The 14,355-nt window shown below is 71.0% G+C and carries 14 protein-coding genes and 1 pseudogene; 5 read left to right on the forward strand and 10 right to left on the reverse strand.

Features of this window, described 5'->3' with window-relative positions; translation table 11 throughout:
• From AC5FZL_RS10280 to hisC, 4 genes are all read right to left on the reverse strand, one after another.
• Positions 1-379: biotin/lipoyl-containing protein (locus AC5FZL_RS10280; RefSeq protein WP_493618490.1), on the reverse strand; the 379-nt coding region annotated here is incomplete at its 3' end.
• Between the two features lie 13 nt (positions 380-392).
• Complete coding sequence (locus tag AC5FZL_RS10285; protein WP_493618491.1) at positions 393-1,367, reverse strand: alpha-ketoacid dehydrogenase subunit beta; 975 nt, start codon at positions 1,365-1,367, stop codon at positions 393-395.
• Positions 1,364-2,515 (reverse strand): pyruvate dehydrogenase (acetyl-transferring) E1 component subunit alpha, encoded by a 1,152-nt coding sequence (pdhA, locus tag AC5FZL_RS10290; RefSeq protein ID WP_493618492.1) that lies wholly within the window; start codon positions 2,513-2,515, stop codon positions 1,364-1,366. Before pdhA ends, AC5FZL_RS10285 begins: the two co-directional genes overlap by 4 nt.
• A 129-nt stretch (positions 2,516-2,644) precedes the next feature.
• Positions 2,645-3,778, reverse strand: a complete 1,134-nt coding sequence (hisC, locus tag AC5FZL_RS10295) for a histidinol-phosphate transaminase (RefSeq protein WP_493618493.1) — start codon at positions 3,776-3,778, stop codon at positions 2,645-2,647.
• An 83-nt stretch (positions 3,779-3,861) separates the two neighbouring features.
• Between hisC and AC5FZL_RS10300 the strand changes: the two genes are divergently transcribed.
• Together AC5FZL_RS10300 and AC5FZL_RS10305 are read left to right on the forward strand one after the other, a co-directional pair.
• On the forward strand, positions 3,862-5,346 hold the full coding sequence (locus AC5FZL_RS10300; protein WP_493618502.1) for a sugar porter family MFS transporter: 1,485 nt from the start codon (positions 3,862-3,864) through the stop codon (positions 5,344-5,346).
• 309 nt (positions 5,347-5,655) lie between these two features.
• On the forward strand, positions 5,656-6,135 hold the full coding sequence (locus AC5FZL_RS10305) for a hypothetical protein (protein ID WP_493618494.1): 480 nt from the start codon (positions 5,656-5,658) through the stop codon (positions 6,133-6,135).
• Positions 6,136-6,169: 34 nt separating this feature from the next.
• On the opposite strand, the gene AC5FZL_RS10310 is transcribed toward AC5FZL_RS10305, so the two are convergent.
• The 3 genes from AC5FZL_RS10310 to AC5FZL_RS10320 all read right to left on the reverse strand — a co-directional run bounded on the left by AC5FZL_RS10310 (position 6,170) and on the right by AC5FZL_RS10320 (position 9,705).
• On the reverse strand, positions 6,170-6,715 hold the full coding sequence (locus AC5FZL_RS10310) for a hypothetical protein (RefSeq protein WP_493618495.1): 546 nt from the start codon (positions 6,713-6,715) through the stop codon (positions 6,170-6,172).
• Positions 6,716-7,576: 861 nt separating this feature from the next.
• Positions 7,577-8,773 (reverse strand): helix-turn-helix domain-containing protein, encoded by a 1,197-nt coding sequence (locus AC5FZL_RS10315; protein ID WP_493618503.1) that lies wholly within the window; start codon positions 8,771-8,773, stop codon positions 7,577-7,579.
• A 56-nt stretch (positions 8,774-8,829) separates the two neighbouring features.
• Complete coding sequence (locus AC5FZL_RS10320; RefSeq protein WP_493618496.1) at positions 8,830-9,705, reverse strand: hypothetical protein; 876 nt, start codon at positions 9,703-9,705, stop codon at positions 8,830-8,832.
• A 209-nt stretch (positions 9,706-9,914) separates the two neighbouring features.
• On the opposite strand from AC5FZL_RS10320, the gene AC5FZL_RS10325 reads away from it, so the two are divergent.
• From AC5FZL_RS10325 to AC5FZL_RS10335, 3 genes are all read left to right on the forward strand, one after another.
• A complete protein-coding gene (locus tag AC5FZL_RS10325) occupies positions 9,915-10,448 on the forward strand; it encodes a helix-turn-helix domain-containing protein (RefSeq protein ID WP_493618497.1) in 534 nt (177 codons plus the stop codon).
• 78 nt (positions 10,449-10,526) lie between these two features.
• Positions 10,527-11,120, forward strand: a complete 594-nt coding sequence (locus AC5FZL_RS10330) for a PIN domain-containing protein (protein WP_493618498.1) — start codon at positions 10,527-10,529, stop codon at positions 11,118-11,120.
• A gap of 48 nt (positions 11,121-11,168) precedes the next feature.
• Positions 11,169-12,077: a PIN domain-containing protein gene (locus AC5FZL_RS10335; protein WP_493618499.1), complete on the forward strand. Its 909-nt coding sequence runs from the start codon at positions 11,169-11,171 to the stop codon at positions 12,075-12,077.
• A 354-nt stretch (positions 12,078-12,431) separates the two neighbouring features.
• Here the strand turns inward: AC5FZL_RS10335 and AC5FZL_RS10340 are convergent, their stop codons facing one another.
• The 3 genes and pseudogenes from AC5FZL_RS10340 to AC5FZL_RS10350 all read right to left on the reverse strand — a co-directional run.
• Positions 12,432-12,956, reverse strand: a complete 525-nt coding sequence (locus AC5FZL_RS10340; RefSeq protein WP_493618500.1) for a hypothetical protein — start codon at positions 12,954-12,956, stop codon at positions 12,432-12,434.
• A complete protein-coding gene (locus tag AC5FZL_RS10345) occupies positions 12,956-13,258 on the reverse strand; it encodes a hypothetical protein (protein ID WP_493618501.1) in 303 nt (100 codons plus the stop codon). Before AC5FZL_RS10345 ends, AC5FZL_RS10340 begins: the two co-directional genes overlap by 1 nt.
• A gap of 256 nt (positions 13,259-13,514) precedes the next feature.
• Positions 13,515-14,355 (reverse strand): annotated as a pseudogene (locus AC5FZL_RS10350) (hypothetical protein); the annotation flags it as partial.

A 14,355-nucleotide genomic window follows, 5' to 3' on the forward strand; every position in this document is an offset into this window, starting at 1 on the left:
GGACCGCCTCGCGCGCCTCCTCCTGCACCGGGGCGACCGCGCCGCCCTCGACGCCGGACCCGCCCTGGCCGGTCACGACGCCCTGCGCCGGCGCGGACAGCGGCGCGTCGGCCCCCGGGTGGCCGCCGGAGTCGCTGCCGGAGGCCACCGCGAGCAGCGGCGTGCCGACGTCCACGGTCACGCCCTCCTCGACGAGGAGCGCGTCGACGACCCCCGCGAACGGGGACGGCAGCTCGACGATGGACTTGGCGGTCTCGACCTCCACGACCGGGTCGTTGACCGCGACGACGTCGCCCACGGCGACCCGCCAGCGGACGACCTCGGCCTCGGTCAGGCCCTCCCCGACGTCGGGCAGGGCGAAGCGCTGCACCTGTGCCACTGCGACCAGCTCCTCAGAACGCCATCGAGCGGTCGACCGCGTCCAGCACGCGCTCGACGTCGGGCAGGTAGTGCTCCTCCACGCGGGCCGCCGGGTAGGGGACGTGGAAGCCCCCGACCCGCAGCACCGGCGCCTCGAGGGCGTAGAAGCAGCGCTCGGTGATCCGGGCCGCGAGCTCGGACCCCAGGCCCAGGAACGTCGGGGCCTCGTGGACGACGACCAGGCGGCCGGTGCGCTGCACCGAGGCCTGCACGGTGTCGAAGTCGACGGGCGAGAGGCTGCGCAGGTCGACGACCTCGACGCTGGTGCCCTCGGCGGCGGCGGCCTCCGCGGCGTCCAGGGCGACCTTCACCGTGGGGCCGTAGCCGACCAGGGTGACGTGCTCGCCGGGCCGCACGACGCGCGCGGCGTGCAGGGCGGGCGCCGGGGCCGCGGGGTCGACGGCGCCCTTCTCCCAGTACCGGCGCTTGGGCTCGAAGACCATCACCGGGTCGGGGCTCGCGATCGCCTGGCGGATCATCCAGTAGGCGTCCTGCGGCGTGGACGGCGTGACCACGCGCAGCCCCGCGGTGTGGGCGAAGTACGCCTCGGGCGACTCGCTGTGGTGCTCCACGGCGCCGATGCCGCCGCCGTAGGGCACGCGCAGCACCACCGGGAGGGTGCCGGCGCCGCCCAGGCGGGCGCCCATCTTCGCCAGCTGGGTGACGATCTCGCTGTACGCCGGGTAGATGAAGCCGTCGAACTGGATCTCGCAGACTGGCCGGTAGCCGCGCATCGCCATGCCGATCGCTGTGCCGACGATGCCGGCCTCCGACAGCGGGGTGTCGATGACGCGGTCCTCCCCGAAGTCCTTCTGCAGGCCGTCGGTGACCCGGAAGACCCCGCCCAGGCGGCCGACGTCCTCGCCCATGACGAGCACCTTCGGGTCGTCCTCCATCGCCGAGCGCAGCCCGGCGGTGATGGCCTTCGCGAGCGTGAGGGTGGTCATCGGGCCTCCTCGGTCTCAGCGCCGGGCGCGGAGGCGACCCAGTCGGTCAGCCAGGCGCGCTCCTCGTCGACCAGCGGGTGCGGCTCGGCGTAGACGTGGTCGAACATCGACGTCGGCTCGGGGTCGGTCATCGCGCGGACCTCGCGGCGCACGCGCTCGGCGAGCTCGTCGCCCTCGGCGCGCAGGTCGGTGAAGAACTGCTCGTCGGCGGCGTCGCTGGCGCGCAGGTGCGCCTCGAGGCGGGCGAGCGGGTCGCGCCCGCGCCACACCTCCTCCTCGGCGGAGCTGCGGTAGCGCGTGGTGTCGTCGGACGTCGTGTGCGCGGCCATCCGGTAGGTGAAGGCCTCCACGAGGGTCGGCCCCTCCCCCGCCCGCGCGCGCTCGGTGGCCGCGGTGACCACGGCCTCCACGGCGAGGACGTCGTTGCCGTCCACCCGCACGCCCGGGAAGCCGAAGCCGGGGGCGCGCTGGTAGAGCGGGGCGCGCATCTGCCGCTCGTTGCCCTCGGAGATCGCCCACTGGTTGTTCTGGCAGAAGAAGACGACTGGGGCGTTGAACACCCCGGCCCACACGAACGCCTCGTTGACCTCGCCCTGGGCGCTCGCGCCGTCGCCGAAGCAGGCCAGGACGGCGGTGTCGCGCGCGGGGTCGCCGGAGCCGACCGCGCCGTCGCGCTGCACGCCCATCGCGTAGCCGGTGGCGTGCAGGGTCTGCGCCCCGATGACCAGCGTGTACAGGTGGAAGTTCGCGGTCTCCGGGTCCCAGCCGCCGTGGGTGGTGCCCCGGTAGAGCTGCAGCAGCGTCACCGGGTCGAGGCCGCGGGTCCAGGCCAGCCCGTGCTCGCGGTACGTGGGGAAGACGTGGTCCTGAGGGCGCAGGGCCCGGCCGGCGCCGACCTGCGCGGCCTCCTGGCCCGAGCAGCTGGCCCACAGGGCGAGCTCGCCCTGGCGCTGCAGCGCGGTGGCCTCGACGTCGAAGCGGCGGACCAGGGCCATGTCGCGGTAGCGGTCGCGCAGGTCCTGGGGGCCGAGGTGCTCGACGAGCGGTGAGTGCTCGTCGTCGTGCACGCGCTCCCCGGCGGGGGTCAGCAGCTGCACGACGGGGTGCGCCTCCTCGACGCCGTGCGGCGACGACTGACCAGCGACCATGCGACCTCCACGCCCCTGCGGCAGCCGCCGCGCTCCACCCTTACCTACGGGACCGTAGCCTACGGGAGCGTTGGTCGGCTGTGCACGTCGCGTTCACGCCGTCCCCGCCCGGCCGTCCCCTCACCCCGCTCAGGCGGGGTGGGTGCGCCGGAACTCCGCGGTGACGGCCAGGAGCCGGTCGTTGGCGTCGGGCTCGCCGATGGTGGCCCGGACGCCGTCCAGCCCGTAGGGCCGCACCGACAGGCCGGCGCGCTCGCACGCGGCGACGAGCTCCGGCGTCGCCCCGCCCACGGGGAACCAGACGAAGTTCGCCTCGGACGGCGGCAGGCGCCACCCCTGCTCGGCCAGCGCCGCCGCCACCCGCTCGCGCTCGGCGACCAGCGCGTCCACGCGCTCGAGCAGCTCCTCCTGCACCGCGAGGCTCGCCACCGCGGCCAGCTGGGCGATGCCGGAGACCCCGAAGGGCACGGCCGTCTTGCGCAGCGCGTCGGCCACCGGCTCGTGCGCCACCGCGTAGCCGACCCGCAGCCCGGCCAGCCCGTAGGCCTTGGAGAAGGTCCGCAGCACCGCGACGTTCGGGCGGGCGCGGTAGGCGGCGAGCGCGTCGGCGGCACCGGGGTCGCGCACGAACTCGACGTACGCCTCGTCGAGCACGACGAGGACGTCGGCCGGCACGCGGTCGAGGAAGGCGTCGAGCTCGGCGGCGCCCACCACGGTGCCGGTGGGGTTGTTCGGGCTGCAGACGATGACCAGGCGGGTGCGGTCGGTGATCGCCGCGGCCATCGCGTCGAGGTCGTGGCGGGCGTCGGCGGTCAGCGGCACCGGCACGGCGGTGGCTCCCGAGACCGCCACGACGATCGGGTAGGCCTCGAAGGAGCGCCAGGCGAAGACGACCTCGTCACCGGGCCCGCACGCGGCCTGGAGCACCTGGCCGAGCACCCCCACGCTGCCGGTGCCCGGCACCACGTGGGAGGCCGGGACGTCCAGGTGCGCGGCCAGGGCGGCGACGAGGTCGGCCGAGCCCATGTCGGGGTAGCGGTTGAGCTGGGCCGCCGCGGCCTGCACCACCTCGAGCACCGCCGGCAGCGGCGGGTACGGGTTCTCGTTCGAGGACAGCTTGTACGAGGCGCCGTCGGGCCCCACCGGCGCCGGGCGCCCCGGGGAGTACCCGGGCAGGGCGGCGAGCGCGGCGCGCAGCCGGGGGGACGCCGTCCCGGAAGTGGTGTCGGCGTCGACGGGAGCGGGCTCGTGCGCGGTGGCCATGGAGCCGCAGCGTAGGGGCGGTCCGGGAGACGTCGGTGGGCGCCGACGTGCGCGCGGAGGCCGTCGGGCGGACGATCGCGATCATGGCCGAGCCGCAGCAGGCGCAGAGCGCCCAGGACCCCGACGCCGAGCGCACCACCGGCAAGGTCATCGCCATCTCGGTGGTGGCCGCCGTGGGCGGCTTCCTCTTCGGCTTCGACAGCTCGGTGATCAACGGCGCGGTCGACGCCATCACCGACCAGTTCGCCCTCAGCGCCCTGCTCAGCGGCTTCACCGTCTCGTGCGCGCTGCTCGCCGCAGCGGTGGGGGCCTGGTTCGCCGGGCCGATGTCGGACCGGATGGGCCGCACCCGGGTGATGGTCATCGCCGCCGTCGCGTTCGGGGTCAGCGCACTCGGGTCCGGCTTCGCCTTCGCCGTCTGGGACCTGATCCTGTGGCGCGTGCTCGGCGGCCTGGCCATCGGCGCGGCGTCCGTGATCGCCCCCGCCTACATCGCCGAGGTCGCCCCGGCGCACGTGCGCGGGCGCCTGGGCTCCCTGCAGCAGCTCGCCATCACCGTCGGCATCCTCACCGCCCTGGTCTCCGACGCCCTGATCGCCAACACCGCGGGCGGCGCCGGTGAGGAGACCTGGTTCGGCCTCGCGGCCTGGCGGTGGATGTTCCTCGTCGGCGTCGTGCCGGCCGTGGTGTGGGCCGGCCTGGCGCTCAGCGTCCCCGAGTCGCCGCGCTACCTCATCGCCCAGGGCGAGGAGGAGAAGGCCGGGGGCGTGCTGAAGCAGGTGCTGGGCCTGCGCAGCGCCGAGGCCGTGCGTCGCAAGGTCGCCAGCATCGCCGCGAGCATGCGCCGCGAGCACGACCCGAGCCTGCGCGACCTGCGCGGGCCCCGGCTCGGCCTGCTTCCGGTGGTGTGGGTCGGCATCCTGCTGTCGGTCTTCCAGCAGGCCGTCGGGATCAACGTGATCTTCTACTACTCCACGTCGCTGTGGAACTCCGTCGGCTTCGAGGAGTCGCAGTCCACGATCCTGTCCGTCGTCACCGCGGTGACGAACGTGGTCGTCACCCTGGTCGCCATCGCGATCGTGGACAGGGTGGGGCGCCGTCCGATGCTGCTCGTCGGCTCCCTGGGCATGGCCCTGTCCCTGGCGGTGATGACGCTGGCCTTCACGCAGTCCACCGGATCCGGCGAGGACATCTCCCTGCCCGGCGCGTGGGGCCCGCTGGCGCTGGTCGGCGCGAACCTCTTCATCGTCTTCTTCGGCGCCACCTGGGGCCCCGTGGTGTGGGTGCTGCTCGGGGAGATGTTCCCGGGCAAGATCCGCGCCGCGGCGCTCTCGGTGGCCGCGGCCGCCCAGTGGATCGCCAACTTCGTCATCAGCACGACGTTCCCGCCGCTGGCCGAGGCCGGCCTGCCGTACGCCTACGGCCTCTACACGCTGCTGGCCGCGACGTCGTTCTTCTTCGTCCTCAAGACCGTGCGCGAGACGAAGGGCCGCTCGCTGGAGGAGATGGACGAGGTGAGCACCAGCGCCCTGCCCCGCCGGGGCCGGGCGGCGGCCGGATCGTCCTGAGACGGAGGCGCGGTCGGCGTCTGAGCTCGCCTGCCTTCGGGCGGGTCGGCACGTGCCCGTTCGAAAACGTCGGTCAGGCAAGTTCTGCGACGTCAGTTGTGGACACGAGTTCTGGACGCGGACACGACGGCGTGTCGAGGTACTGACGGACAGTCGCACAAACCGTCGTTTTTGAGGCGTACACCAGTGACGCGATGCGGTGTGCCTGTCGCCCGGCCGGTCTATCCTGGCCCGGACGATACGGACCGCCGGGTGCGGCCATGAGCGCGAAATGTGCACTCCTCGACCGCCGCGACCCCGGAGCCTGCCATGATCGTCCCCGCCGTCATCACCGCAACCATCCGCGAGAGTGCCCGTCGCATCCGCGGCGCGGCCCTGCCCGGCCTGGGCTTGGACGCCGGAATTGTGACGGCGACGCCCACGGTGCTGTTCGGCCTGGCCCAGCACGAACTCCTCCTCAACCCCGTCGCCGCCGCTGGCCTGCAGACCCCGGTGGGCGCGGCCCTGCTCGTCGCTTCGGTGGCGATCGGGATCCGGCGCGCCGTGCGCCTGGATTTGGCCGCACGCGTGGTGCACTCCGCCAGCTGCCTCGCCCTGGGCCGCCTGCCCATCACCGATCCAACAGCCGCCCAGCCCGCGGGACGTCAAGCCAGGAACTGCTCGAGAGCGGCAACACCTGGTCCGCACGCGACATCGACCTCGCGCTCTTCCAGCTCGGCGGACGCCAGCCGAGCGATCCCTCACCGCAGCAGTGACCTAGGTGCCTCGCGAGAGGATTCTGCCGCTTGAACTGCCATGCGAGGTCGGACCGCCGCAGGCTACTTCACGCCGGAGGAGATTTTAGTCGCTCGATATCGATTCGATAGGTGTTTCGCATACGTCTGAAGTCGAAGTCGTCGCCTTGACTGATGCGGCCTACCGTCAAGAGCTGAAGCTCTTTAAGTTCAGCGGAGGCGCGTGTCCAAGTGTCACCCGATAATCCATATTCTCTGTGTCGTCCGGTTTCCAAATAGGCAACCTTCCTGCCACCTTGAAGTTCGAGAATAACCAGCAGAAGCGCCATAGCCGCCCCGGAAAGCACCACGATCCACTGATGCTCCCAGAGGGCAAGGGGAAGCGTCAGATAGCGAGAGCCTGCCCTTTCCCTGTAGAGCTTCCCGGAGCCGAGAGGGTCGACGTCCAGCAATTGGATGGCCGGGGGGTGGCCCCGCCGCCCCTCCAGGCGGATGTACTTGGCGTCGTGCAACCAGCGCAGTGCGTCGTTGACGCGCCGAGCCCCAGCGGTGTCGGGATCGCGCAGACCTAGGGCCGCAGCCCACGCCCGGGCAGGGATGGGCGTCCGGATGTCGTGCGGCGCCTTGGTGGCCACCAGGCACAGGGACAGGTACAGCTTCAGGCGGACCTCGCCTCCACGGCCCCCTCGCAGTAGCTGCGCCAGCGGCGGCACAGGAACCGCCTGCGTCTGGGTTCGGACGAAGGCGATAGGCAGCGGCACAGTGCTTTGCCGGCCCGACCTCTTCACAGCGCTGTGGAGCTGTCGAGCAGACTCAGGAGTCCTCGTGCCGGTGGACTGAGCCAAGTCACTGACCTTTCTGGCGGGGCAACCGGGGGTACGGGGGGTACCCGGGGTTCCGGGGGTACAGGCAATTCTACCTATAACAGGCCTGCAAGGGAACTACCTGGAAGGCGCGGGAGCACTCTGTGGACGCTGCGCTAGCAGGGTGTGCACCATGTCGAGGCGCCGTGTCCCTCCGCTGCAAGGGTGCTGCCCGCGCAGTTGCACGGCCGCCGTTCACGCACTGACGATGGACGGGCGCCAACCGGCGTGACGCACGAGAGGCCCCGCCCTGCGGGGGGCGGAGCCTCTCTCGAACCCCAGGAGGGGGGTGGTGCTGTGAAGCGGGGATTCAGACTGTCGATCACTTGGTCGCGCTCGTCAGTCCAGGTCACGCTCGAGCCCTGGTAGCTGGGGAGTCGCGGGTGATGGTGCGCGCCATCGCTCCCGGCTCCCCGCCTGGTGCACCTTCATTTAAGAGGGCGGCCGCAGGACCCGCAAGCTTGCTGTGGTGGCAGGGAGCTTGCGGGTCCTGCGGCCGTAGCGCTATCGCCACAGCCCGTAGCCCCATAGCCCCGTAGCCCCGTAGCCCCGTAGCCCCATAGCCCCATAGCCCCATAGCCCCATAGCCCCATAGCCCCATAGCCCCATAGCCCCATAGCCCCATAGCGTTGATCAGACCAAGCGCAGTTGGGGGCGAGCATCCTCCTCGCCGAGCAGCAGTCGCAGCCGCGGCAAGGTGTAGCGCAGTTCGACGGCTAGAGCTTGCAGGGTCAGCCCCTGCGTCTCAGCTAGGTCGAACGCGCGACGCAGCAGGACAGGTACTTCCCCGGGGTAGGCCTGCACAGGCTCAGCGCTGAACAGCCCAACGGTGCGCAACTGGTTCAAGCGCTGGTACGTGCGCCGGTACGCGGCCTCGGAAACCGCGCCGACCTCCCGGCAGCGATAGACCAGGGAGCCCACCGACACACCCCAGGCGCTGCTGAGGCGTTCGAGGGCGGGCAGGTCCATGCGCGGCGGCAGCTGCGGTGTGATCACCTGCCGGGGCGTGAGGAACTCCGCGGCGAAGGCGTCCGCTTCCTTCTCCTGCACTGCATCTCCTGGCGCCGCCTCGGGATGCAGCACGAGGTGTCCGAGTTCGTGGGCGGCGGTGAAGCGGTGCCGGTAGACGTCACCCGCACGGTCGGGAGAGCCCCGGTCCGGAGTAAGCACCACGACGGGGCGGGGCAGGTGGGAGGTGGAGAAGGCGTCCACCGTGGCTGTAGCGCTGCCGGCGAAGGGCACCAGGGTGACGATCACGCCGTGGCGTTCCATGGTGCGCACCAGGTGGGGGATCGGTTCGGCCCCCAGCCCCCAGTGCCGCCGCAGCGCCTGAGCGGCACCTGCAGGGTCTGCGCCGAGGCTCTCCTGGGTGACCTCGCCGGCAGTGAATCCGGGCAGGTCAACCGCAGGGAGGGATACGCGCTTCTCCAGTGCGTGAGCCAGCTCCCATACCTGCTCGGTGAAGGCAATGGCCCGTGCCCGCTGTGTAGCTGGGGTGCGTCGCAAGCTGCGAAAGTGCGCGGCGCTGGCATCGAGTCGGGCGTAGGGGCGACCCACTGCGAGGAAGGCCAGCGGTACATCGAGCACGTCGGCCAGGCGTTGGAGGTGGTCTGGGCGCGGGGCGGTGGTTCCCGCCTCCCACTGGCCCACCGCCACGGCGGAAACGCCTAGGGCTTCAGCGACGGCTCGTTTGGTCAGGCCGGCCAGCCTGCGTCCCTGGGTGAGTCGGGCGGGGTCGAAGGCGGCCGCTACCGCCGAGGCTGAAGGGTCGGGCCTGGAGCCATGGCCGCCAGCGTCCGGCTGGAGGTTGCTAGCGGTGTCGCGCTGCAGGTCGCGGGTGGCCAGGAGGCGCAGTTGTTCTGGGCCCTTGCGCGGTCCGGCGCTGGTCAACGTGCTCCGCCGTCGTCATCGCCGTCCTCATCACTACCGGTCTTGGGCGGAGCCGCTTCCTCCTCGCTGCTGGGGGGCCCGGCCAGGGGACTGCGCAGTGTGAGGTCGAGGTCGTCGTCCAGCGGGGAGTCGTCGAAGCGCCCCGCCGGGCGAGAACCCGGCGGTTGCGTCGGCATGAGCGGGCGCACGGCGCCCAGCGGGCTGCCACCCATGCCGCCACTGCGGCCGGTAGCGGCGTAGGCGAGCGGCAACGGCTCCCAGTGGTGCCAAATCACTGAGCCGCTGTCCTCGTCGAGCAGCTCGGCGCTTCCCCACCCGAGGTTGATCACGCCGCGGTCGGGGTGGCTGGCGTAGCCGATCATCACCACCTGCCCGAGGGTGACCAGCTGCTTCAGCAGTTCAGCCTCCTCAGCGAACTGGGCCTCCAGCTCCTCAGGCTCCAGACCGGCCTGGTCGAAGGTCAACTGCGTCTCCAACACCGGCTGGGTCAGCGTCAGCAGTGCCTTGCGCAGGTCCGACACCGGGGTTCGCAGGCGGGCGTCCTCGTGGGAGGAGTTGTCCTTGGCATAGCGCAAGGGGTAGAGCACCACGGCGGTGTCCTGGATCACGACGCACTCAAAGCGCGCCCCAGCAGCAGCGGGGCGACGGGCCACCACCCCAGGCAGGTCGCGAGTGGCCTCCACCAGCTGCTCGAACTGGCTCACCATCAACGTCGCGCCGTACGGCTCATGCGTGCGACGCCCGCTGGACAGCTGCGCCGCCAGTGCGTAGCCGTGAGCCTCCTGGATCGCCTGAGGGATGACCCGCTGCAACTCCTCAGCGAGGTCACCGAAACGGTCCCTGGCCCACTGCGACGGCCCTGCTGCACCCATGCCATCTCCTATTAGCGATCTTGACTTCCTGACGGTGCACCATACCTGAGACTTTACTTTTACGCATCGACTACCTGACCGGGGCGCCCCTTCTGCCTGGAGCGGCGTTGCGGTGGCTGTCGTCACTGACTCAAGGGAGCACCGCGCCCCACCGATGACTAGACGCAAGGAACGAAACAGGTTACGTTTCTTTCACCGAAGGAGGTTCCGTGAGCATCGCGCCACTCGACCAAGAGACCTACCTGCCCGACACCAACGATGAGGTGGCTCGGGTCTACGACTTCCTCGCCGCACACGAGGAGGCCGGACGGGGCAAGCCTCAGCCGCGCTACTTCCTCGCCGGCCCGGCCATGGGCGAGCAGGTCGAACTGCCCCCTGAGGCCTACCGGGTGCTGCGCCAGGTCATCGAGGCGATGCGCCACAACCTGGCAGTGACCGTGGTGCCGCAGACCCAGACCCTCACCACCCAGCAGGCGGCCGAACTACTGGGAGTCAGCCGCCCCACAGTGGTCAAGCTGCTCAACGAGGACAAGATCCCTTTCCAGCGGGTCGGCACCCACCGCCGGATCCTGCTGCAGGACTTGCTGGCCTTCCGCGAGCAGCGCCGCAGCCAGCAGTACGCCGCTCTGGAGGCCATGAGCGCCGACATGGACGAGGAGACCGACGTCGAGACGGTGCTGACCGAGTTGCGTCAAGCCCGCCGGGACGTTGCACGCCGACGCCGGGACACCGCTGGCTCCTGATTGCTGTCCGCAGCAGGCTTGCCCGTCTCGGCGACGACGCGCAGCGCCCGCGGACCAGCGTCCTGACAGGATGCTGACGTGTTCACGGGACTGCTCGACACCTCGGTGCTGTGGCCGAGCCTGCAGCGAGACTTCCTGCTGTCCCTGGCGATCGAGGGCATGTACCGGCCGGTGTGGAGCTCAGCCATCCTGGCCGAGCTGGAGCACCACGAGGCGCTCAAGCTGCAGAAGCGAGGCGTCTCGCCCAGCGATGCCGAGCAGCGGGCCAACCGGCTCATCGAGCAGATGCGGGCGGGGTTCATCGACGCCGAGGTCACCGGGTGGGAGCCGCTGGAGGGCAGCTTTGGCCTGCCCGACCCCGACGATGAACACGTGGCTGCGGCCGCCGTCATCGCCGGCGCCGGAGCGATCGTCACGGCCAACCTCAAGGACTTTCCCGCCGCCAAGCTCCCCGGCACCCTGCAAGTCCTCCCCGTGCACGAGTTCGCCCTCAACACGGTGTCGTTGGACCCTTTGCGCGCGACACGAGCCATCCACGCCATCGCTGACCGCTCAGGGCGGGTCGGACAGACCTGGTCCGCGTCTGACGTCTTGGGCATCCTTGAGAGCCGCTACGCCATGGATGAGGCCGTCGAACTGATGCGAGACGCCATCGAGCCTGCTGGTCGATGAGCCACAGGGCGTCCGGGGACGGTCGTACCCCGGGGGCACCATCACGACATGGCCATCGTTCGGGCGTCCCAGCAGACCAGTTACGTCGACAGACTGCTGGAGGAACTCGACGAGCTCGGCGCTCTGTACAAGCGCATCCTCGACCGCTCGAGCATCCAGAACATCGACCCCAACCGCGGCCGAGACTCCGGCGTGATGTTCCTCGGCTACGCAAGCTGGGGCTGGGCCCCCAGTGACGACCTCATGCAGGCCGCCCGCATGGAAGCGCTCGAACACTTCCGCGGCTGGGCGCCTCTCTTCCAGCTCCTTTTCGCTCACCCGACGCCAGAAGTGGCCAGGCGTCTGGAAGACGCCTGCCGCCTACTGGAGCGATGGCTGACCCGCCAGGGCGACGATCACTCCGTACCGAGCAGCATCAAAGCCGCCAAGACGGCGATCGCCGCCTCGATCGCTGACCTCAAAAGCCTCGCAAGCCTTCTCCCCCAGGACAGTCATGCGGTGCGTCTGGTCGTCGACACCAATGCCTTGCTCGACGACCCCGACCTTGCGATCTACCGCGCCCAGCTGGGGCCGAAGTACCTCGTGCACCTCCTGCCCACTGTGATCCGAGAACTTGATGACCTCAAGCGCGCTGGGCGGACGCCAGAACTGCGCGAGGCCGCGCGCAAGGCAGATCGACGCCTGAAGGGACTGCGTGACAACGGCGACGTTCGCGCTGGGGCCCGCGTCGCCGGCGAAGTCTCCGTGATCTTCGAGCATGTGGAGCCTCGCAGTGACGGCCTGCCATCCTGGCTCGACTTGGACGTCCCGGATGACCGGCTGATCGCATCAATCCTCAGGCTGCAGTCGGGACACCCCGGCTCGGTAGTGCATGTGGCCACCAGCGACCTGAACCTGCAGACCAAGTTGTCCGTCGTTGGACTGCCGTACTTCGAGCCCCCACGGGAAGTCCATTGACCCACCCTCAGTAAGGGCGCCCCGCGCCCCTCCACCGTGCTTAGCGGAACCCGTAGATAAAGGACGTTATCTACGGGTAGGTCACGGGTGCGGTGGCTGGGGTGCAGACCAGCCACGCCGGCCTACGCACTACCCGGCCCTTTCACCTGCCTGCAACGACCTAAGCCGTTCCGCGCCAGCCTGCTTGCCAGGCCGTTGACCAGCCGGCACGTAGAACCGCCACCGAGGCAAGGGACGGCGCAGGGATACCACTTGCACAATCGGACAGTGCCCCGTCCAACGGGTCAGCCCGGGCTGCACCCCGCAGGCACCGTTCCAGCGCGTCTTACTGAGCTGTCTTCAGCCCGCCCCGCGTTAGCCCAGCACGGCGACGGCCCAGCCGGGGCCGAGGTTCCACCTGTGTCCCGCGAAAGGAGCGGCGGCCTCCACGTCACGGGCGACTATGAACCGGGCCCGATGCCGATGCGAGGACTCGTCCCATTCGTAGCGCTCCAGGCCCGCGATGGCGAAAGCGGCCGCTACGAAGCCGCCAACGAGCACGACGAGTCGGCCAGCCTCGAGCGCTTGCGTGGGGTCAATGATCCAGTCGCCGCGGACCGCGTCCTGCTGGGTGGTCTCGTCCCAGGTGGTGGACCAGCCAATCCAGCCCCTCCAGTCGCTCTCGACCGGCTCGGGGCCACCGACCCGAACGACGAGGGCACGAGGGGCGTCTTCCGCAACCTCCTGACGTGCAGCTAACTCCATGACTACAGCGGCGTCGACAACGCGGCGCGTGCCGCGCATGGTGACGTCACCCAGCAGACCTGCTGCGGCGAGGCGGCCGCCCGCTCCCCCGGAGATCCCGAGAGAACGGGCGGCCTCGAGGACGCTGATGAGCATCAGGGGCGACGGCTGGGCGTAGCGGCGACCAGGTGCGCGACATCGACGACGCGAATGCAGTTGCTCGGCCGCAGCTGCCCACCGGGGCCTCGCGTCATGCCGGCCTGGTCCACCCAGGCTTGGGCACGGTATGCGCGCAGCTGTGCGCGGTAGGCCGTGTTGAGCACGCCAGCGCTCACGAGCCAGCTGCCCTGCGAGCCGCGGAGCTCGACCGTGGCGGTCGCGTCGACGAAGGGCTCGCTCATGAAGATCGAGGTTTGGTCCTGACGGAGGGTACGGCGGTGAGCGGTGGCAGTGATCATGAAGCTCCATTCGGCGGGTGACTAGGACAGTGAGTGTTATCTCACGGAGACGACTTTCCTGTCAAGACTCTGTCCCGAGCCGCCACTCCGGCGACACGACTGGCGAAGTGGCCCGACACAGAAGAGGTTTTGTTGGGCCGGAGCCCAGGCTCACTGCCCGAACGCGCGACCGCTGCGCGGAGGCAAGCGGCAGGGCCAGATGAGGGACGTTGTCTACGGGTGGCCCCATGCGGTTTGCGCACGAGCGGCTGGCCACTCACCCCGCCCGCCGCGCGACCCAGTCGGTGGCCACCGAGCGGGCGCCGCCGCCGTCGAGGAACGGCGCCGCGGCCTCCCGCCAGGCGAGCACCGAGGGGTGGTTGCTGGCGTCGACCAGGGCTCCGGTGCGGGCATAGCCGGCCAGCCCGTGCGGCGGCACGGCTCCTGGGTCGGCCACCACGGTCGTCCAGCTCGGGTCGTCCGGTGGCGCGGCGCCGTCGACGAGCGGCACGAGGTCGCCGGTGTGCTCCAGGGCCAGCACCGCGACGTCCGGCGGCACGTCGGCGCCCGTGAGGGGCGCCCCTGCGGTGAGCACGGCCATCGGCCTGAACTGCGCCCGGAAGGCGGGGTCCGCGGCGAGCGCCGCAGCGGTCATGCCGCCCTGGCTGTGCCCCACGAGCAGCACGGGTTCACGTGGACCCACGCCCGCGAGCCGCAGGGCGCGGGTGACCGCGTCACCGGAGGCGGTGCGGCCCCCGGCGAGCGCTCGCAGGTTGGTGGCGGCGTCCATCGGCACCGGACCGCGCAGCGACCACGTCTGGGTGCCGGGGATGTAGACCACCGCCGCGGTCGGCGCCCCGCCGCGGGAGATCCGCTCGACCCGCACCCGCCCCGGCGGGGCCGCTCCTGACCCCACCGGGCCGGCCGGCGCCAGGGACTCCACGCGCGACAGCAGTTCGCCCACCCCGCTCGCGGGCCGCCCGGCCGGCACCGGCACCCGTGCGCCGACCACGACGGTGCGGGTGCCGCCGTCCGCCCCCGAGGCCGCGGCAGCCCGCACCGCGCCGGTGAGCGCCAGCACGACGCCGGGGCCGACCGCGGTGCGCACCGACAGCCGC

It is taken from the genome of Quadrisphaera sp. DVD1, from assembly GCF_058932755.1.

Coding starts and splice junctions, on each gene's coding strand:
- AC5FZL_RS10335 (WP_493618499.1), top strand. CDS start 11,169: ATGGCCATCGTTCGGGCGTCCCAGCAGACCAGTTACGTCGACAGACTG.
- AC5FZL_RS10300 (WP_493618502.1), top strand. CDS start 3,862: ATGGCCGAGCCGCAGCAGGCGCAGAGCGCCCAGGACCCCGACGCCGAG.
- pdhA (WP_493618492.1), bottom strand. CDS start 2,515: ATGGTCGCTGGTCAGTCGTCGCCGCACGGCGTCGAGGAGGCGCACCCC.
- AC5FZL_RS10285 (WP_493618491.1), bottom strand. CDS start 1,367: ATGACCACCCTCACGCTCGCGAAGGCCATCACCGCCGGGCTGCGCTCG.
- AC5FZL_RS10345 (WP_493618501.1), bottom strand. CDS start 13,258: ATGATCACTGCCACCGCTCACCGCCGTACCCTCCGTCAGGACCAAACC.
- AC5FZL_RS10340 (WP_493618500.1), bottom strand. CDS start 12,956: ATGCTCATCAGCGTCCTCGAGGCCGCCCGTTCTCTCGGGATCTCCGGG.
- hisC (WP_493618493.1), bottom strand. CDS start 3,778: ATGGCCACCGCGCACGAGCCCGCTCCCGTCGACGCCGACACCACTTCC.
- AC5FZL_RS10305 (WP_493618494.1), top strand. CDS start 5,656: ATGATCGTCCCCGCCGTCATCACCGCAACCATCCGCGAGAGTGCCCGT.
- AC5FZL_RS10320 (WP_493618496.1), bottom strand. CDS start 9,705: ATGGGTGCAGCAGGGCCGTCGCAGTGGGCCAGGGACCGTTTCGGTGAC.